General features: G+C 70.3%; 16 protein-coding genes. 10 read left to right on the forward strand and 6 right to left on the reverse strand.

Features of this window, described 5'->3' with window-relative positions:
* Positions 1-78: 78 nt before the first annotated feature.
* The 4 genes from ACFT4A_RS25210 to ACFT4A_RS25225 all read left to right on the forward strand — a co-directional run bounded on the left by ACFT4A_RS25210 (position 79) and on the right by ACFT4A_RS25225 (position 1,589).
* The gene (locus ACFT4A_RS25210) at positions 79-903 is read left to right on the forward strand and encodes a Scr1 family TA system antitoxin-like transcriptional regulator (RefSeq protein WP_382833710.1); all 825 of its coding nucleotides are present in this window, start codon (positions 79-81) and stop codon (positions 901-903) included.
* A complete protein-coding gene (locus ACFT4A_RS25215; RefSeq protein ID WP_382833713.1) occupies positions 890-1,105 on the forward strand; it encodes a DUF397 domain-containing protein in 216 nt (71 codons plus the stop codon). Before ACFT4A_RS25210 ends, ACFT4A_RS25215 begins: the two co-directional genes overlap by 14 nt.
* Positions 1,106-1,177: 72 nt before the next feature.
* A complete protein-coding gene (locus tag ACFT4A_RS25220) occupies positions 1,178-1,390 on the forward strand; it encodes a Scr1 family TA system antitoxin-like transcriptional regulator (protein ID WP_382833715.1) in 213 nt (70 codons plus the stop codon).
* Entirely contained in the window at positions 1,371-1,589 is a 219-nt protein-coding gene (locus ACFT4A_RS25225; protein WP_382833718.1) for a DUF397 domain-containing protein, read from the forward strand. Before ACFT4A_RS25220 ends, ACFT4A_RS25225 begins: the two co-directional genes overlap by 20 nt.
* Here ACFT4A_RS25225 and ACFT4A_RS25230 read toward each other — a convergent pair.
* Positions 1,567-1,737: a hypothetical protein gene (locus ACFT4A_RS25230; protein ID WP_382833721.1), complete on the reverse strand. Its 171-nt coding sequence runs from the start codon at positions 1,735-1,737 to the stop codon at positions 1,567-1,569. The genes ACFT4A_RS25225 and ACFT4A_RS25230 overlap by 23 nt on opposite strands.
* 161 nt (positions 1,738-1,898) lie before the next feature.
* Between ACFT4A_RS25230 and ACFT4A_RS25235 the strand changes: the two genes are divergently transcribed.
* Together ACFT4A_RS25235 and ACFT4A_RS25240 are read left to right on the forward strand one after the other, a co-directional pair.
* On the forward strand, positions 1,899-4,169 hold the full coding sequence (locus ACFT4A_RS25235; protein ID WP_382833724.1) for an ATP-dependent RecD-like DNA helicase: 2,271 nt from the start codon (positions 1,899-1,901) through the stop codon (positions 4,167-4,169).
* Between the two features lie 178 nt (positions 4,170-4,347).
* On the forward strand, positions 4,348-5,637 hold the full coding sequence (locus ACFT4A_RS25240) for a citrate synthase (protein ID WP_382833728.1): 1,290 nt from the start codon (positions 4,348-4,350) through the stop codon (positions 5,635-5,637).
* 663 nt (positions 5,638-6,300) lie between these two features.
* On the opposite strand, the gene ACFT4A_RS25245 is transcribed toward ACFT4A_RS25240, so the two are convergent.
* The 3 genes from ACFT4A_RS25245 to ACFT4A_RS25255 all read right to left on the reverse strand — a co-directional run bounded on the left by ACFT4A_RS25245 (position 6,301) and on the right by ACFT4A_RS25255 (position 9,717).
* On the reverse strand, positions 6,301-8,577 hold the full coding sequence (locus tag ACFT4A_RS25245) for a heavy metal translocating P-type ATPase (RefSeq protein WP_382833731.1): 2,277 nt from the start codon (positions 8,575-8,577) through the stop codon (positions 6,301-6,303).
* A gap of 163 nt (positions 8,578-8,740) precedes the next feature.
* Positions 8,741-8,980, reverse strand: coding sequence for a heavy-metal-associated domain-containing protein (locus ACFT4A_RS25250; protein WP_215121267.1), 240 nt, complete (start codon positions 8,978-8,980; stop codon positions 8,741-8,743).
* 95 nt (positions 8,981-9,075) lie between these two features.
* Positions 9,076-9,717, reverse strand: coding sequence for a TetR family transcriptional regulator (locus ACFT4A_RS25255; RefSeq protein WP_382833771.1), 642 nt, complete (start codon positions 9,715-9,717; stop codon positions 9,076-9,078).
* A 225-nt stretch (positions 9,718-9,942) separates the two neighbouring features.
* Here ACFT4A_RS25255 and ACFT4A_RS25260 point away from each other — a divergent pair, with 225 nt between their 5' ends.
* Both ACFT4A_RS25260 and ACFT4A_RS25265 read left to right on the forward strand, forming a co-directional pair.
* Positions 9,943-12,159 carry an MMPL family transporter gene (locus ACFT4A_RS25260; protein WP_382833734.1) on the forward strand — a complete coding sequence of 739 codons (2,217 nt, stop codon included), beginning with the start codon at positions 9,943-9,945 and terminating at the stop codon, positions 12,157-12,159.
* Between the two features lie 89 nt (positions 12,160-12,248).
* A complete protein-coding gene (locus ACFT4A_RS25265) occupies positions 12,249-13,292 on the forward strand; it encodes a zinc-dependent alcohol dehydrogenase family protein (protein ID WP_382833737.1) in 1,044 nt (347 codons plus the stop codon).
* Positions 13,293-13,317: 25 nt separating this feature from the next.
* Here the strand turns inward: ACFT4A_RS25265 and ACFT4A_RS25270 are convergent, their stop codons facing one another.
* Positions 13,318-13,518: an AlpA family transcriptional regulator gene (locus ACFT4A_RS25270; RefSeq protein WP_215121270.1), complete on the reverse strand. Its 201-nt coding sequence runs from the start codon at positions 13,516-13,518 to the stop codon at positions 13,318-13,320.
* A gap of 275 nt (positions 13,519-13,793) precedes the next feature.
* Entirely contained in the window at positions 13,794-14,828 is a 1,035-nt protein-coding gene (locus ACFT4A_RS25275) for a PucR family transcriptional regulator (RefSeq protein WP_382833740.1), read from the reverse strand.
* A 96-nt stretch (positions 14,829-14,924) separates the two neighbouring features.
* Here ACFT4A_RS25275 and ACFT4A_RS25280 point away from each other — a divergent pair, with 96 nt between their 5' ends.
* On the forward strand, positions 14,925-15,821 hold the full coding sequence (locus ACFT4A_RS25280; RefSeq protein ID WP_382833743.1) for an alpha/beta hydrolase: 897 nt from the start codon (positions 14,925-14,927) through the stop codon (positions 15,819-15,821).
* 58 nt (positions 15,822-15,879) lie between these two features.
* Positions 15,880-16,302, forward strand: a complete 423-nt coding sequence (locus tag ACFT4A_RS25285; protein ID WP_382833746.1) for a cupin — start codon at positions 15,880-15,882, stop codon at positions 16,300-16,302.
* The last annotated feature ends 13 nt before the right edge of the window (positions 16,303-16,315 follow it).

Genomic DNA, 16,315 nt, shown 5'->3' on the forward strand with positions numbered 1-16,315 from the left:
ACAGAGTGGGGTCGGCCCTCGCTACGCTGCCAGGGGCTGGAGCTTGACATCACGTTTGTCAGGAAGGGGAGTTGGCCGATGGGCGAACGCCGCGCACTTCGAACGCCGCGTCAGAAGTACGGAGAGGAACTGCGGCTACGGCGGACAGCCGTCGGCCTCACCCAGGAGGAACTGGGCGACCAGGTCGTGTGCTCACCCACGTTGATCAGCCATTTCGAGGCCGGGAGGCGCCTTCCCAAGCCGGATGACGCGATGCGGATCGACAGGGCGCTGGGGACGGACGGGTTCTTCGCACGGTGGCTGGAGGATCTGGAGTCGAAATACACCGATCACTTCGCCGCCGTGGCCGAGCTTGAGCAACTTGCGGTACTCATCCAGCAGTTCGCGCTCTCGCTGGTCCCCGGGGTGCTGCAGACCGACGACTACGCACGCGCTCTCTTCCGTGCGTACCGACCGAATCACACGCCCGAGGAACTTGACGAACTCGTAGTCATCCGAACAAAACGCCGCCGAGTCCTCGACGGACCAGCACAGCCTGTGGTCTGGACACTGCTTGACGAGGCGGTTCTTCGACGCTGCGTGGGCGGGCCGCAGGTCATGGCGGAACAGCTCCACAGGATCGCGGACATGGCCGAGTCGGGACGACTGCGCCTGCACGTCCTTCCCTACGGCGTCGGGGCACACGCGCTCATGCAGAGTCTGCTCACGCTCATGACATTCGAGGACTCGGCTCCGGTGGCCTACGTCGAGGGTTTTCAGACCGGGAACTTGATGGACGATCCTGGCCTGGTGAGTGCCTGTCAGACCGCTTACGCTCTGGCTCTGAGCGACTCGTTGTCGCAGCAGCAGTCACTGTCCCTAGTCAGGGCGGCAGCGGAGGAACATGCGAATGGTCACCAGTGAGCGAACCCTCACCGGGTGGTACAAGTCCAGCTACAGCGGCGGCGACCAAGGCGAATGCCTGGAAGTCGCCCACGGCCACCCCGACATCCCCGTCCGGGACAGCAAATCCACCCCCGGCCCCACCCTCACCTTCTCGGCAACCGGCTGGACCGCCTTCATAACCGCTATCAAGGACGGCCACCTTCACCGCCGCAAGCCGTAACTGACCAGCGACGCCCCACCGCCGACCCGAGGGTCGGCACGAGGAACTGCGTGAACGCGGTCCAGCCCGCTCATGGAGAGCCTGCTCATCCTGATGAGCTTCGAGGACTCCGCCCCGGTGGCCTATATCGACGCGTTCGAGACCGGACGTCTGATGGACGATCCGGCGCTGGTGAGTGCTTGTCAGAACGCCTACGCTCTGGCCCTGAGCGACGCGTTGTCGCAGCAGGATTCACTGGCCCTCGTCAGGTCGGCAGCGGAGGAGCATGCACGTGATCAGCAATGAGCGGACCGGGTGGTTCAAGTCCAGCTACAGCGGTGGCAGCCAAGCCGATTGCCTCGAAGTCGCCCACGGCCACCCCGACATCCCCGTCCGGGACAGCAAATCCACCCCCAGCCCCACCCTCACCTTCTCGGCAACCGGCTGGACCGCCTTCGTCACCGCCGTCAAAGACGGCCAGTTCACCGCCGCAAGCTGTAACTGACCAGCGACGCCCCCACCATCGACCCGAAGGCCGGTACGAGGAACTGCGTGAACGCGGTCCAGCCCCACACGATCCCGGCGCACGCCGCCGTCGTGTTGACGGCCACGGCCAGGATCCACAGGGCGACGCTCTGGGCCTGAGGTGACATCGTTCCTCAATTCACGGCGAATCAAGCCTGAATTCTCCCACGGGAATGGCAGGGAAAAAGGACAGCTAAGATGCTTGAACTGTAAAGCTTCCGCTTGTTCTTGTGAATTCGCCGTGAAAGACGGCGGTGGCGTTGTCCTACCCGGGCGGTACGGTCGCTCCATGACCGATCAGGGCGAGCGGCGACTGGCCACGCTGGAAGGCGTACTCGAGCGCATCACGTACGCCAACGAGGAGAACGGCTACACGGTCGCCCGGGTCGACACCGGCAGAGGCGGCGGTGATCTGCTCACGGTCGTCGGCGCGCTGCTCGGCGCGCAGGTCGGCGAGTCCCTGCGTATGGAGGGCCGTTGGGGCTCGCATCAGCAGTACGGCAAGCAGTTCCATGTGGAGAACTACACGACCGTCCTGCCGGCCACGGTGCAGGGCATTCGCCGCTACCTCGGCTCGGGTCTGGTCAAAGGCATCGGCCCGGTCTTCGCCGACCGGATCACCCGGCATTTCGGGCTGGACACCCTCCAGATCATCGAGGAGGAGCCGAAGCGGCTGATCGAGGTGCCGGGCCTCGGCCCCAAGCGGACGAAGAAGATCGCCGACGCCTGGGAGGAACAGAAGGCGATCAAGGAGGTCATGCTCTTCCTCCAGACCGTCGAGGTGTCGACGTCCATCGCCGTGCGCATCTACAAGAAGTACGGCGACGCCTCGATCGGGGTCGTGAAGAACCAGCCGTACCGCCTCGCCTCCGACGTCTGGGGGATCGGCTTCCTCACCGCCGACAAGATCGCCCAGTCCGTCGGCATTCCGCACGACAGCCCGGAGCGCGTCAAGGCGGGCCTGCAGTACGCGCTGTCGCAGTCCACCGACCAGGGCCACTGCTTCCTCCCGGAGGAGCAGCTGATCAAGGACGCGGTCAAGCTGCTCCAGGTCGACACCGGCCTGGTCATCGAGTGCCTGGCGGAGCTGGCCGAGCCGGGGGAGGACGGCGAGGAGCCCGGCGTCGTACGGGAGAAGGTCCCGGGTCCGGACGGCGGGGAGCCGGTCACCGCCATCTACCTCGTGCCCTTCCACCGCGCCGAACTCTCCCTCTCCGCCCAGCTGCTGCGCCTTCTGCGCACCGAGGAGGACCGGATGCCGGGCTTCCGTACGGTCGCCTGGGACAAGGCCCTCACCTGGCTCAAGGGGCGTACGGGTACCGACCTCGCCCCGGAGCAGGAGGCCGCCGTCAAGCTGGCGCTGACCGAGAAGGTCGCCGTCCTCACCGGCGGCCCCGGTTGTGGCAAGTCCTTCACGGTCCGCTCGATCGTGGAGCTGGCCCGTGCCAGGAAGGCGAAGGTCGTGCTGGCCGCCCCGACCGGCCGGGCCGCCAAGCGCCTGTCCGAGCTGACCGGCTCCGAGGCCTCCACCGTCCACCGCCTGCTGGAGCTGAAGCCGGGCGGCGACGCGGCCTACGACCGGGACCGTCCGCTGGACGCCGACCTGGTGGTGGTCGACGAGGCGTCGATGCTGGACCTGCTGCTGGCCAACAAGCTGGTGAAGGCCGTGCCGCCGGGGGCGCATCTGCTGTTCGTCGGGGACGTGGACCAGCTGCCGAGCGTGGGGGCGGGGGAGGTGCTGCGGGATCTGCTCGCCGACGGGGGACCGATCCCCGCCGTCCGTCTGACCCGGGTCTTCCGGCAGGCCCAGCAGTCGGGCGTGGTGACGAACGCCCACCGGATCAACGCCGGCCAACACCCGGTCACCGACGGCATGAAGGACTTCTTCCTCTTCGTCGAGGACGAGACCGAGGAGGCCGGGCGGCTCACCGTGGACGTGGCGGCGCGTCGTATCCCCGCCAAGTTCGGGCTGGACCCGCGCCGGGACGTGCAGGTCCTCGCCCCGATGCACCGGGGCCCGGCGGGCGCGGGCACCCTGAACGGTCTGCTCCAGCAGGCCATCACCCCCGGCCGCCCCGACACGGCCGAGAAGCGGTTCGGCGGCCGGGTCTTCCGGGTCGGGGACAAGGTCACCCAGATTCGCAACAATTACGAGAAGGGCGAGAACGGCGTCTTCAACGGCACCGTGGGCGTGGTGACCTCGCTCGACCCGGTCGACCAGCGTCTGACCGTGCTGACGGACGAGGACGAGGAGGTGCCGTACGACTTCGACGAGCTCGACGAGCTGGCCCACGCGTACGCCGTGACGATCCACCGCTCCCAGGGCAGCGAGTACCCGGCGGTCGTCATCCCGGTGACCACGGGCGCCTGGATGATGCTCCAGCGGAACCTGCTCTACACGGCGGTCACCCGGGCCAAGCAGCTGGTCGTCCTCGTCGGTTCGCGCAAGGCGATCGGCCAGGCGGTGCGCACGGTGTCGGCGGGCCGGCGGTGCACGGCACTCGATTTCAGGCTCGGAACGAGCGGATCGAGAAAAAATGATCGATCAAATGAGTCGTGAAGGTCACAGAGGCTTCCGGATGGGGAACACAAGGGGCAGGATGAGCAAGTTGGCGGCACTCAGTGCCGTCAATAGGCCCGATGGTCGACCCCGAGTGCACTCTCCTGAGCCAAGTGGGGGATGGTAGAGACAGTCAGGGCAACCTCGAAGATGAGGCACAACGTCGGTGAGGGAAGACGTGAGCGACAACTCTGTAGTACTGCGGTACGGCGACGGCGAGTACACCTACCCGGTGATCGGCAGCACCGTCGGGGACAAGGGCTTCGACATCGGGAAGCTCCGTGCCCAGACCGGTCTGGTGACACTGGACAGCGGTTACGGCAACACCGCCGCGTACAAATCCGCCATTACCTACCTGGACGGCGAAGCGGGCATCCTGCGGTACCGCGGCTACCCGATCGAGCAGCTGGCCGAGCGCTCCACCTTCCTGGAGGTCGCCTACCTGCTGATCAACGGCGAGCTGCCGACCGTCGACGAGCTCTCGACGTTCAAGAACGACATCACGCAGCACACCCTGCTGCACGAGGACGTCAAGAACTTCTACAAGGGCTTCCCGCGTGACGCCCACCCGATGGCCATGCTGTCCTCGGTCGTCTCGGCGCTGTCCACGTTCTACCAGGACAGCCACAACCCGTTCGACGAGCGCCAGCGCAACCTCTCCACGATCCGCCTGCTCGCCAAGCTCCCGACGATCGCGGCGTACGCGTACAAGAAGTCGATCGGTCACCCGTTCGTCTACCCGCGCAACGACCTCGGCTACGTCGAGAACTTCCTCCGCATGACCTTCTCGGTCCCGGCGCAGGAGTACGACTTGGACCCGGTCGTGGTCTCGGCGCTCGACAAGCTGCTGATCCTGCACGCGGACCACGAGCAGAACTGTTCGACCTCCACGGTCCGTCTGGTCGGCTCCTCGCAGGCGAACATGTTCGCCTCGATCTCCGCCGGCATCAACGCCCTGTGGGGCCCGCTGCACGGCGGCGCCAACCAGTCGGTGCTGGAGATGCTGGAGGGCATCCGCGACTCCGGCGGCGATGTCGACACCTTCATCCGCAAGGTGAAGAACAAGGAGGACGGCGTCCGCCTGATGGGCTTCGGCCACCGGGTCTACAAGAACTTCGACCCGCGCGCCAAGATCATCAAGGCCGCCGCGCACGACGTGCTGTCCGCCCTCGGCAAGTCCGACGAGCTGCTGGACATCGCGCTGAAGCTGGAGGAGCACGCGCTCTCCGACGACTACTTCGTCTCGCGCAGCCTCTACCCGAACGTCGACTTCTACACCGGCCTGATCTACCGGGCCATGGGCTTCCCGACCGAGATGTTCACGGTCCTGTTCGCCCTCGGCCGGCTGCCGGGCTGGATCGCCCAGTGGCACGAGATGATCAAGGAGCCGGGTTCCCGCATCGGCCGCCCGCGCCAGATCTACACGGGCGTGGTCGAGCGCGACTTCGTTCCCGTCGAGGGCCGCTGAGGCACAGCGCCGTACCGCAGGAGCCCCCGCATCCGACTGCCGGATGCGGGGGCTCTCGCGTGGCCCGTCCGATGGGGCCCGTCTGATGGTGGGCCCGTCCGATGGCGGGCATCTCTTACAAGATTTCTTACGCAATGAAGAAGGCGCCCCGGAACGTCGGTCCCCCCACGGGCCGACGGCCAGGGCGCCTTCCCAGTCCCGGTGCGGATTCCCCCCACGGGATCCGGCCGGGCGTCTGTGAGGACAGCGCCTGAATCGCTGTGAGCACAACGAGCAAAACTCGTCGTACCTCGGTTGTGTGCGATCTGCCGGGACAGCGCACGTCCGGGAGGGCCGCTCAAAGCTTCCCGGTGTGCGTGCCCCGGCAACGCATCTCTGGAGAAGTCCCCCAAGACATCTCCAGATGTCAGGTCACGCCCCCCAAGACGCTCCCTGACATCGTCAACTTAGACCTTCGAACCCCTTCGATGGTTACGTTCACATCACTGTGATCTGCGTCTCTTGCATATGTCCGTTAGCTGCGCAAGAGCCCGGAAATGCCGTCCGGGGCTCAAGCGTAAGGATGATGCGCGAGCCTTGTGAAGAGCTTATGTGAGCCGGGCCCGGGACTCCAGAGGGGCTCATATCAGGTTCGCCGCGAACTTAGGGCGAATTCAGGGGACTTCACCGGAATGTCCGGAGCCGCAGACTGTTCGTGACGACGAAGACCGACGAGAAGGCCATCGCGGCCCCCGCGATCATCGGGTTCAGCAGCCCCGCGGCGGCCAGCGGCAGCGCGGCCACGTTGTAGCCGAAGGCCCACACGAGATTGCCCTTGATCGTGGCCAGCGTCCGGCGCGACAGCCGGATCGCGTCAGCGGCCACCCGCAGATCGCCGCGCACCAGCGTCAGATCGCCCGCCTCGATCGCCGCGTCCGTACCGGTGCCCATCGCGAGGCCCAGATCGGCGGTGGCGAGCGCGGCCGCGTCGTTGACGCCGTCGCCCACCATGGCGACGACCCGCCCCTCGGCCCGCAGCCGCCGTACGGCGTCGACCTTGTCCTCGGGCAGGACCTCCGCGATCACCTGGTCGATCCCCACGGCCTTCGCCACCGTCTCGGCCACGGCCCGGTTGTCCCCGGTCAGCAGCACCGGCGTGAGCCCCAGCGCGCGCAGCTCCCGCACCGCCTCGGCGCTGGTCTCCTTGACCGCGTCCGCCACGGCCAGCACGGCCCGCGCCGTCCCGTCCCAGCCGGCCAGGACCGCCGTACGCCCGGCCCGCTCGGCCTCGTCCCGCGCGCGGGCCAGCTCCGGCGGTACGTCGTCGAAGAGCCGCCCCACGGCGACCTCACGGCCCTCCACACGCCCGTGTACGCCCCGCCCGGGGATGCTCCGGAACCCCTCGGCCTCCGGGAGCCGTCCGGCCCTCTCCTCGGCGCCCAGCGCGATCGCCCGCGCGACGGGGTGCTCGGAGGCGTGCTCGACGGCGCCCGCGAGCAGCAGCACCTCCTTCTCGTCGGTGCCCTCGGCGACGTACACCTCCTGGAGGGCCATCCGGCCCGTGGTGACCGTGCCGGTCTTGTCCAGGACGACCGTGTCGATCCGGCGCGTGGACTCCAGGACCTCCGGGCCCTTGATGAGGATGCCGAGCTGCGCGCCGCGGCCCGTGCCGACCATCAGCGCGGTCGGGGTGGCCAGGCCCAGCGCGCACGGGCAGGCGATGATCAGCACCGCGACGGCGGCCGTGAAGGCGGCGACACCGTCGCCGGTCAGCCCGAGCCACGCCCCGGCCGTGGCGACGGCGATCAGCAGGACCACCGGCACGAAGACCCCGGAGATCCGGTCGGCGAGCCGCTGCACCTCGGCCTTGCCGTTCTGCGCGTCCTCCACCAGCTTCGCCATCCGCGCGAGCTGCGTGTCGGCGCCGATCCGGGTGGCCTCGACGACCAGCCGGCCACCGGCGTTGACCGTCGCGCCGGTGACCGCGTCCCCGGCCGTCACGTCCACCGGCACCGACTCGCCCGTCAGCATCGAGGCGTCCACCGCGGAGGCGCCCTCGACCACCGTGCCGTCGGTGGCGATCTTCTCGCCGGGCCGTACGACGAACCGGTCGCCGACCGCCAGCCGCTGCGCCGGGATCCGCACCTCGCGCCCGTCCCGCAGGACCGCCACGTCCTTGGCGCCCAGCTCCAGCAGCGCCCGGAGCGCGGCCCCGGCGCGGCGCTTGGAGCGGGCCTCCAGATAACGGCCCAGCAGGATGAAGGCGGTGACGCCGGAGGCGACCTCCAGATAGATCTGCGAGGCGCCGTCGCCGCGCGAGACCGTGAGCTCGAAGGGGTGCCGCATGCCCGGCATGCCGGCGTCGCCGAGGAACAGCGCCCACAGGGACCAGCCGAACGCCGCCAGGGTGCCGAGGCTGACCAGCGTGTCCATGGTGGCGGCGCCGTGCCGCGCGTTCGTCCAGGCGGCCCGGTGGAAGGGCAGCGCGCCCCAGACGACGACCGGCGCGGCGAGGGTGAGCGAGAGCCACTGCCAGTTGTCGAACTGGAGGGCCGGGACCATGGCCAGCAGGACGACGGGTACCGCGAGGGCGGCGGAGACGAGCAGGCGGCGGCGCAGGGCCGACAGCTCGGGGGCCGCCGTCTCGGTGGCATGACCCTGCTGGGTGGCGGGGTCCTTCCCGGCGGCGGGTTCCTCCACGGGCGGGGGCGCGGGCTCCTCGGCGGTGTACCCGGTCTTCACCACGGTGGCGATCAGGTCGGCGACCTCGGTGCCCGCGGGGTAGCTGACCCTGGCCTTCTCCGTCGCGTAGTTCACCGTGGCCGTGACGCCGTCCATGCGGTTGAGCTTCTTCTCGACGCGGGCCGCGCAGGAGGCGCAGGTCATCCCGCCGATGAGCAGCTCGACCTCGGCGACCGCGGGCTCGCGGTCCGGCGGCGCCTGGGCGGTGGTGCTGGTCATGTCCTTCACTCCAGGAGGTGGCGGGACGCCCGGTAATGCGGAACGGGCCGTACGGGCCGGGGCGGCGGCTGTACGGCCCGTACATCGGTACGAGTGCCAGGCCCGGAGCGTCTCAGACCTGGCGTCCCGGGCTCTCGGGCCCGGCACTCGGAGAAGGCGGAGGTCAGGCCCGGCCGGCCAGCTCGAAACCGGCCTCGTCGACGGCGGCGCGTACGGCCTCGTCCTCGAGCGGGGCCGCGGAGACGACGGTGACCTCGCCGGTCTTGGCGACGGCCGTCACCGAGCTGACGCCGGAGATCTCGGAGATCTCGCCGGAGACGGCGCCCTCGCAGTGTCCGCAGCTCATGCCGCTCACCTTGTAGACGGTGGTGACGGGGCCCGTGGTGTCGGTCTGGGCGGTCATGTCGTTACTCCTCGTCGAGGCATGTGGGGCTGTGGGGACCCGCGAGGGGCCCGCACACTTCCCCACTGTACCCCTAGGGGGTATCAGTCCGGGTATCAGTACACGACGTCCTCGGCCAGGGGGCGCAGGTAGCGCAGCAGGACGTCCTTCAGCTCCTGGACGTACGCCTCCCGCTCGTCGCCCTCGTGGGCCAGGATCAGCTCCAGGCCCGCCATGTAGATGCCGACGCACATCCGGGCGGTGCGGGTGACGGCGGAGGCGGGCGCGTCGGGCACGAACGGCGCGAGGATCGTCTCGACCCGGGTGACCAGGGTCGTGTGCAGCGCGTCGTGCTCCTCGGCGATGCGGCCCGGGATGTCGGGGCCGTGCATCAGCGCGAAGAAGGCCGGGTGGCGGCAGTTGAAGTCGATGAAGCGGTCGACGGTCCCTGCGATCACCTCCTCGATCGGGGTGGCCGCGGGGTCGATCGGGGTGAGGATCTCGTCGTACGACTGCCGCATCTCGTGCATGAGCCGTCCGCCCAGCTCGATCGCGATCGCTTCCTTGTTCGGGAAGAACTGGTACAGCGTGCCCGGTGAGACGCCTGCCTGGCGGGCGATGGCGTTGGTGCTGGCGGCCGTGTAGCCGGTGGTGGAGAAGACCGTGGCGGCGGCTTCGAGCAGCTGGGTGATCCGGCGCTCGCCGCGGGCCTGGCGACGGCGCGGCCGGTCCTCGGCCGTCGCCGTCGTCGTCTCCATCGTTTCCGCCGTCTCCGCCGCCTCGGTCGTCTCCGCCGCGGGTTTCTCGGTCTTCTCGGGCACGCGTTATCCCCAGGTCTCATCACGCGATTGACAAACGCGAGTGGTCGCTCGCATTCTGGAGTCGGCAAGAATGCGAGCGAACTCTCGTGTTTGCCAGTCTATGGCAGCCCGCGCTGTCAGGCTGCGCCTGGACACGGGTCACGGTGAAGGGGACACCGCACGATGACCGAAGTCAACACACCACCACGCGTCGGCGGCTGGACCCGCTTCGTCACCGCGAGGCCCAGACTGTCCCTGCTGGTGGCACTGGTGATCACCGCGCTCGCGGTGCTGGCCGGCAGCGGCGTCGCCGACCGGCTCGGCGCCGGCGGCTGGGAGGATCCGGCCGCCGAGTCCACCCGTGCGACCAAGGCCCTGGAGCGCGAGTTCCCCGGCTCCCAGCCCAACTTGCTGCTCCTGGTCGACGCGGGCGACGCCTCGGTCGACGATCCGGCCGTCGCCGCACAGGCCGAGCGTCTCGCCGGCCGGCTGGCGAGCGAGCGGGGCGTCACCGGCATCGGCTCCTACTGGCAGTCCGGCACCCCGGCCCTGCGCGCCGAGGACGGCCACGAGGCGCTGATAGCCGCCCGCATCACCGGCGACGAGAAGACCGCCGCCGAGACCCTGGAGCGCATCGCGCCCCACTTCCGCGGGGCGCACGGCCCGGTGGAGGTCACCGTCGGCGGCCCGGTCGCCGTGCGGCACGAGATGCAGACGGTCATCCAGGAGGACCTGACCCGGGCCGAGCTCATCGCCCTGCCGGTGACGCTCGTGCTGCTGGTGATGGTCTTCGGCAGCGCGGTCGCGGCCCTGCTGCCGCTCGGCATCGGCATCGTCGCCATCCTCGGCACCAACGCGATCCTGCGCGGCCTCACCGAGCTCACCGACGTGTCCGTGTTCGCGATCAACCTCACCACGGCCCTCGGTCTCGGCCTCGCCGTCGACTACGCGCTGTTCATCGTCCGCCGCTACCGCGAGGAACTGTCCACGGGCGCCGAGCCCCTGACGGCGATCGGCACCACCCTGCGCACCGCCGGCCGCACGGTGCTGTTCTCCGCCCTCACGGTCGCGGTGTCCCTGGCCGCGATGCTGGTCTTCCCGCAGTACTTCCTGCGGTCCTTCGCCTACGCCGGGATCGCCGTGGTGCTGCTGGCCGCGGCGGCCGCGCTGATCCTGCTCCCGGCGGCGCTCATGCTGCTCGGGCACCGGGTCAACGCCTGGGATCTGCGCCGCGTGTTCCGGCGCGGACACCGGCCCAAGCCCGCCGGGGAAGAGGGCAGAACATGGGCGCGTACGGCGACGCTCGTGATGCGCCGCGCCCCCCTCTTCGCCCTGGGCACCACAGCCGTGCTCGTCCTGCTCGGCCTGCCCTTCCTGGGCGTGAAGTTCGGCACCGCCGACGACCGCCAGCTGCCCTCGACCTCCGAGTCCCATGTCGTGCAGCAGCACATCCGGGACGGCTTCCCCGGCAGCCCCGACGGCGGCCTCGAAGTGCTCGCCCAGGGCCGCGCGACCGAGGCGCAGTACGGCGCCTACAAGGAGCGGATCGCCGATCTGCCCGATGTGCAGCGGGTCGACGGGCCGCTGGTGAAGGGCGACTCCGCGTACTTCACGGTGCTGCCGAAGGGTGAGGCCGTCGACGATCCGGCCCAGCGCCTCGTCGGTGAACTGCGCGAGCTCCGGGCGCCCTTCGACACCGAGGTGACCGGCATGGCGGCCGTCCTGGTCGACTCCAAGGACGCCATAGGGGAGCGCCTGCCGCTCGCCGCCGTCTTCATCACCATCGTCACCCTGCTCCTGGTCTTCGTCCTCACGGGCAGCGTGCTGATACCGATCCAGGCGGTCGTGCTCAACGCGCTCAGTCTGACGGCCATGTTCGGCGCGGTCGTCTGGGTCTTCCAGGACGGCCATCTGTCCGGCCTGCTCGGCTTCACCAGCCCCGGCTCCATCGAGACGACCCTGCCGGTCCTGATGTTCTGTGTGGCCTTCGGCCTGTCCATGGACTACGGGGTGTTCCTGCTCTCCCGCATCAAGGAGGAGTACGACCACACCGGCGACCACGACCAGGCCGTCCGGCACGGCCTGCAGCGCACGGGCGGGCTGATCACCGCGGCGGCGGTCATCCTGGCCGTGGTCATGGTCGCGATCGGCACGTCCCGGGTGACCAACACCAAGATGCTCGGCCTGGGCATCGCGCTGGCGGTCCTGATGGACGCGATGATCGTCCGCAGCCTCCTGGTCCCCGCGGTCATGCGCCTCACGGGCCGCGCCACCTGGTGGGCCCCGGGCCCGCTGCGTCGCTTCCACGAGCGCTTCGGCCTGAGCGAGGGCGAACCGGGGCCGGCGAAGGGGAAGGAGACCGAAGAGGCCAGAGACAAGGTCGGAGCGTCGCATGCCTGATCGCCCGGGAAGGTAGGAGCATCTCGGGATCCCGGACAGGCGCGAACCGGACCTGCGCGAACCGGGCGTGAACGAAAGGCGGGTGGATCATGCGGGCCGTGGTGTTCGAGCGGTACGGGGAGACGGCCGAAGTGCGGGAGGTCGCCGATCCGGAGCCCGTGGAGCACGGCGTCGTCGTGCGGGTCGAGGCCACCGGCCTGTGCCGGAGCGACTGGCACGGCTGGCAGGGCCACGACCCGGACATCGCACTGCCGCACGTGCCCGGGCACGAACTCGCCGGTGTCGTCGAGGCGGTGGGAGCCCGGGTGACCGGCTGGCGGCCCGGCGACCGGGTCACCGTGCCGTTCATCTGCGCCTGCGGCACCTGCCCGTCCTGCGTGGCGGGCGACCACCAGGTGTGCGAGCGCCAGACCCAGCCCGGCTTCACGCACTGGGGCTCCTTCGCCCAGTACGTGGCGCTGGACCACGCCGACGTGAACCTCGTGGCGCTCCCCGGGGACATGTCCTTCGCGACGGCCGCCTCCCTCGGCTGCCGGTTCGCCACGGCCTACCGGGCGGTGGTGCGGCAGGGCAGGGTCGCTGCGGGGGAGTGGGTCGCGGTGCACGGCTGCGGAGGGGTCGGGCTCTCGGCGGTGATGATCGCGGCGGCGTCGGGAGCGCGGGTCGTGGCCGTCGACGTATCGGCTCAGGCACTGGACCTGGCGAGGAAGTTCGGAGCCGCGCAGTGCCTGGACGCGACCGCCGTGCCGGACACCGCGGCGGCGGTCCGCGACCTGACCGGCGGCGGCGCCCACCTCTCGCTCGACGCCCTCGGCTCACCCGCCACCTGCGCCGCCTCCGTCAACGGCCTGCGCCGCCGCGGCCGGCACGTCCAGGTCGGTCTGCTGCCCTCGCCGACCGGCACGACACCCGTCCCGATGGCCCGCGCCATCGCCCTGGAGCTCGAACTCCTCGGCAGCCACGGCATGGCGGCGCACAGCTACCCGCCCATGCTGGAGCTGGTCCGCAGCGGTGTGCTGCGCCCCGATCTGCTGGTGACGTCCACGATCACGCTGGACGAGGTCCCGGCCGCGCTGGCGGCGATGGGGACGGCGCCGGGAGCGGGGGCCACGGTCATCGAGCCGTGGAGCTGACGCCCCCGCAGGCCGGCGCGGGAGGTCAGTCGTCTCTTCGCCCCCGGTTGCCGGGCCTGGAGGCGACCCAGGCCCGGACCGTGTCGGCGTACCAGTAGGGCTTGCCGCTCTCGACATGGTCGGGCGGCGGCAGCAGACCGTGCTTGCGGTAGGACCGCACGGTGTCCGGCTGCACCTTGATGTGTGCCGCGATCTCCTTGTAGGACCAGAGCTTTCGGTCGGTCATGACATGCACCTCCCCGCGCGCACCACGGCGGGGGCCGGGGACGGCCGTCCGGGGGAGCCGGGTGCTGCGCTGGCGATCAACAAGCCTGTGGCCGGTCAACGACGCTCGGTGACATGGGGCAGGGCCTGTGGGCCGGGTGTGACGGAAGACGTGTGGACGTGCGACATGTGTGACAGGACGGGGGTGTTTGTGACACAGCCGGGGCAAAGGCGCGCGCCGGATCGTCGGCGGGGTGCCTTGACGCGGCACCGGGGCATCGCCTCGTCCGCGGTGCCTCAGTCGTCGAGCAGCCGCCAAGTCGTGAGGGCGACACCGGCCCGCAACAGGCCCGCTGGTTCGGTGAGTTCGATGCCCAGGGTCTTCCCGATCTGTTCGAGCCTGCGGGCGACGCTGCTGTGGTGCAGGTGGAGCAGATCGGCGGCCCGGCGCAGGGAGCCGGTGGCGCAGTAGGCGTCCAGGGTCTCCAGGTCCTCCGGGGCGTCGGCGACTCGGGCGATCGCGGCCACGTCGGCGTTGTCCCGCAGGACGTCCGGGGGTACTTGGGCGAGTAGGGCAAGGGCCCCCAGGCTGTCGTGGTCGACGACCGGGCGGCGCGGCGTGGTGAAGCGCAGGGCGGTGCGGGCCTGTTGCCAGGACCGGTCGGGGCTGTCGGCGGTGCCGATGCCCGCGCGGACTTCGGCCGGGAACCGGGCCCGGTCCACGGTGGTGGCCAGGACGACGCCCACGTCGCCGACCGGCGCCGCCTTCACCGGGCGGGACGGGCAGAGCAGGGCGCCGATCCGGTCGAGCGGGAGCCGCGACCGTACGGCGACGACACGGACCGGCAGGTCGGCCGCGAAGCCCAGGAGCCGTAACGCCCGGGCTCTGCCCGCCTCGTCGCAGTCGGAGCTGACGGCCAGTTCGACGAGGGCGGGGTCGGCCATGGTGGTGCGGGCGGGCCCGTAGCGCTCCACGACCGCGGCGGCGGCGAGGGCGAGCCGGTCCAGCAGGACGTCGTCGAGCGGCAGGGGAGTGCCGGGCCGCTCCAGCCACACCGTGCCGATCTCCTCCTCGTCGAGGGTGATCGGAAGCGCGGTGGAAGCCGGTGCCGACGAGGCGGAGACCTCCCGGCCGTCGGGCGCGACGCGGACGGCCCGCCCCGTGCCGTGCAGCCGGATCCCGGCCACGCACTCGGCCAGGCCCGCCGAGGCCCGGGCCAGCGCCGGGAGGTCCACGCGGCGGCGCATCAGGGTGTCGTAGAACATGACGACGCGTATCGCGCCCTCGACCTGCGTGTCCAGCTGTGACAGTCGTACGGCCAGTGCCTCCATGGGCCGAGGATAGGCGCCGATCGGCGCACAACGAGGGCTGTATGAGCGACAGTTGGCGGATGCTCCGGGGGCCGGTGGACGGTCAGGATGACCGGTATGGACCCTGAACTCGAGGCATTCATCCCGTTGTTCCCCCGCGCCGATCTGACCGACCCGGTCGTCGAGCGCAAGAGCTTCGCCGAACTGGCCACCGCGGTGCCGGCGCCCGACACCTCCGGTATGGAGGTCGAGGACCGTGTGGTTCCGGCCGACCCGGACGTGCCCGTCCGTGTCTACCGTCCGCAGCAGGCGCAGGGCGCCCTCGTCTGGATGCACGGCGGCGGATTCGTGATGGGCGATGTGGACACCGAGCATCCGTGGGCCGCCCGGATCGCCGAGAGCTCGGGGGCGGTGGTCGTCTCGGTGGGGTACCGCCTGGCCCCCGAGGACCCGTACCCGGCCGCCCTCGACGACGCGTACGCCGTGCTGACCTGGACGGCGGAGCACGCGTCCGAACTCGGCGTCGACCCGGAGCGGATCGCGGTCGGAGGGCACAGCGCCGGCGGGAACCTCGCGGCCGCGCTCGCCCTGCGGGCCCGGGACGAGCAGGGGCCGCGGATCCGCTTCCAACTGCTCAACCAGCCGGGGCTCGACGACCGGCAGGAGACCTGGTCGCAGCGGAACTTCACCGACACGCCCTGGATGAACCGCGACAAGACCGCCGCGGCATGGCGGCACTACCTGGGCTCCCGGCCCGCCACGCCGTACGCCGCCCCGGCGCGGGCCACCGACCTGTCGGGCCTGCCGCCCGCCTACCTCGCGACCGCGGAGCTGTGCCCTGCCCGGGACGAGGGCATCGAGTACGCCCTGCGCCTGCTCCGGGCGGGCGTCCCGGTCGAGCTGCACCAGTGGCCCGGCACCTTCCACGGCTCCCAGGCGATCATCTCCGCCGACATCTCCCAGCGGCAGATCGCCGAACTCACCGCGTCCCTGCGCCGCGCCCTGGCCGAGTGAACCGAATGAACCGAATGACCCCCGAACCGAGCGAACCGAGTGAAAGGACATCCCTGACATGACCGTCACCCCGATCGATCTCTTCGGCTGCTTCCTCCACCTCGACGACGACGGCCGGGTGAGCGCCGAGCGGCCCGTGTTCGACCCCGGGCGGGAGGGCTGGCAGCTGATGACCTTCCACGTGGAGACCGACGCCGATGTCCACGGCGACCACTGGGAGATCCACACCGCCGCGGACGAGGTCGTCTCCTGTCTCACCGGCGGAATACGCCTCTACCTCCGCCCCGAACGGCCGGAGGACGCCGAGAACTCCGTGGACGCCGAGGGCCTCGCGGACGAGATCAAGCTGACGGCGGGCACCGCGGTCATCGTTCCGCGAGGCCGCTGGCACCGCATCGCCCTGGACGCCCCCAGCGACATCATGTCCGTCACCCTGCCGCGCGGCAGCCGTCTGGAGAGGCGGACCGGCACCGAGGCCTGAACCCCACGGAACG

The organism is Streptomyces sp. NPDC057099 (assembly GCF_042671245.1).
Classification (GTDB): Bacteria; Actinomycetota; Actinomycetes; order Streptomycetales; family Streptomycetaceae; genus Streptomyces; species Streptomyces purpurascens.

Excerpts from the sequence above, each read along its gene's own strand:
- ACFT4A_RS25210 (WP_382833710.1), top strand. The coding sequence starts at position 79 with ATGGGCGAACGCCGCGCACTTCGAACGCCGCGTCAGAAGTACGGAGAG.
- ACFT4A_RS25215 (WP_382833713.1), top strand. The coding sequence starts at position 890 with ATGGTCACCAGTGAGCGAACCCTCACCGGGTGGTACAAGTCCAGCTAC.
- ACFT4A_RS25220 (WP_382833715.1), top strand. The coding sequence starts at position 1,178 with ATGGAGAGCCTGCTCATCCTGATGAGCTTCGAGGACTCCGCCCCGGTG.
- ACFT4A_RS25225 (WP_382833718.1), top strand. The coding sequence starts at position 1,371 with ATGCACGTGATCAGCAATGAGCGGACCGGGTGGTTCAAGTCCAGCTAC.
- ACFT4A_RS25230 (WP_382833721.1), bottom strand. The coding sequence starts at position 1,737 with ATGTCACCTCAGGCCCAGAGCGTCGCCCTGTGGATCCTGGCCGTGGCC.
- ACFT4A_RS25235 (WP_382833724.1), top strand. The coding sequence starts at position 1,899 with ATGACCGATCAGGGCGAGCGGCGACTGGCCACGCTGGAAGGCGTACTC.
- ACFT4A_RS25245 (WP_382833731.1), bottom strand. The coding sequence starts at position 8,577 with ATGACCAGCACCACCGCCCAGGCGCCGCCGGACCGCGAGCCCGCGGTC.
- ACFT4A_RS25250 (WP_215121267.1), bottom strand. The coding sequence starts at position 8,980 with ATGACCGCCCAGACCGACACCACGGGCCCCGTCACCACCGTCTACAAG.
- ACFT4A_RS25255 (WP_382833771.1), bottom strand. The coding sequence starts at position 9,717 with ATGGAGACGACGACGGCGACGGCCGAGGACCGGCCGCGCCGTCGCCAG.
- ACFT4A_RS25260 (WP_382833734.1), top strand. The coding sequence starts at position 9,943 with ATGACCGAAGTCAACACACCACCACGCGTCGGCGGCTGGACCCGCTTC.
- ACFT4A_RS25265 (WP_382833737.1), top strand. The coding sequence starts at position 12,249 with ATGCGGGCCGTGGTGTTCGAGCGGTACGGGGAGACGGCCGAAGTGCGG.
- ACFT4A_RS25270 (WP_215121270.1), bottom strand. The coding sequence starts at position 13,518 with ATGACCGACCGAAAGCTCTGGTCCTACAAGGAGATCGCGGCACACATC.
- ACFT4A_RS25275 (WP_382833740.1), bottom strand. The coding sequence starts at position 14,828 with ATGGAGGCACTGGCCGTACGACTGTCACAGCTGGACACGCAGGTCGAG.
- ACFT4A_RS25280 (WP_382833743.1), top strand. The coding sequence starts at position 14,925 with ATGGACCCTGAACTCGAGGCATTCATCCCGTTGTTCCCCCGCGCCGAT.
- ACFT4A_RS25285 (WP_382833746.1), top strand. The coding sequence starts at position 15,880 with ATGACCGTCACCCCGATCGATCTCTTCGGCTGCTTCCTCCACCTCGAC.